This window comes from Streptomyces sp. ActVer (assembly GCF_027270795.1).
Taxonomy (GTDB): domain Bacteria; phylum Actinomycetota; class Actinomycetes; order Streptomycetales; family Streptomycetaceae; genus Streptomyces; species Streptomyces umbrinus_A.
In genome coordinates this window covers 1-1,263 of sequence record NZ_JAPWHT010000906.1, presented here as the reverse complement: position 1 = coordinate 1,263, position 1,263 = coordinate 1, and the positions used below count along the sequence as shown (strand labels likewise).

Here is a 1,263-nt window from a genome sequence, read left to right as displayed (position 1 = left end):
TGTTCGTGTAGCCCAGCTCCGTGGAGAAGGACAGGCCGAACACGTCGAAGGCCTTCACCGGGCGGTGGCTGTCCACCCTCCCCAGGGCCGCGGGCGCCGAGCCCGTGACCGCCGCCCTGTCCGGAGTCGAGCTCACCGCCGAGGCCGCGGGCGACCGACGCGTCCGGGTGACCACCGTCGAGCCCGACCCGGCACTGCCATTGCGCCTGTCCAGCCCGGGCCTGGTGGTCCTCTCCTCCAAGGCGTACGCCGAGAAGGACGCCGTCAGCCCGGTCGGCACCGCCACCGGACCCTTCGAACTCACCAAGGTCACCGGCACCACCGCGGCCACCCTGGACCGCTTCGACGACTACTGGGGCGGCCGCGCCCAGGCCTCCGGCGTCGACGCGAAGTTCATAGCCGACGGCACGGCCCGTACGAACGCGATGCGCACCGGCGGCGCCGACATCGCCGAGGCCGTGCCGGTCTCGCAGGCGACCTCCCTCGACGAGGTGGCCCGCCGCGAGACGGGCACCACCCGCACCACGAGTCTGCTGCTCAACACCCAGAAGGGTGCCTTCAAGGACCCGAAGGCACGGGCCGCCGCCCGCGAGGCGATCGACACCTCCGATCTCGCCAGGGGCGTCTACGAAGGGCACGCCGACCCCGGCGTCGGCATCTACGGACCCGCCCTGACCTGGGCGGCCGACAAGCGCGTCAAGCCGGCCGGGAGGGCCGGGGCGGCAGCCGCCGACGGCACATCGGTCACCGTGGCCACGTACGACAACCGGCCCGAACTGCCCGAGGTCGCCCAGGTGCTCAAGCAGCAGCTGGAGAAGGCCGGGTTCAAGGTGAAGCTGGAGGTGCGCGAGTACTCGCGGCTCGAAAGCGACGCGCTGGCCGGGAAGTTCGACGCGTTCGTGTCCGCCCGCAACACCATGCTCGACACCGGCGACCCCGTCTCCATCCTCGCCGGCGACTACACCTGCAATGGCAGTTACAACCTGGCGCTGCTGTGCGACAAGAAGGTCGACAGGGCCGTCGCCGAGGCCGAGTCGGTCACCGACACGGCGAAGCGGCAGGACGCGGCGATGACCGCCGAAGCGGCGGTCCTCGGCACGGGCGCCGTCGTGCCGCTGGTCCACCAGCGGATCATCACCGGCGTCGGCGCCGCAATCAGCGGAGTGCTGCTCGACCCGTACGAGCGGGGCCTCGTCGGCGTAGGCACGCGGCGCTGACGGGCGGCGGCTCACGGGCTCAAGGCCGGCGGACGCGGCGGGGCGC

At 72.4% G+C, this 1,263-nt stretch carries 1 protein-coding gene; it reads left to right on the top strand.

What is annotated here, in order from left to right; translation table 11 throughout:
* Positions 1-68: 68 nt before the first annotated feature.
* Entirely contained in the window at positions 69-1,217 is a 1,149-nt protein-coding gene (locus O3Q52_RS53230) for an ABC transporter substrate-binding protein (protein WP_332113039.1), read from the top strand.
* Positions 1,218-1,263: the final 46 nt, after the last annotated feature.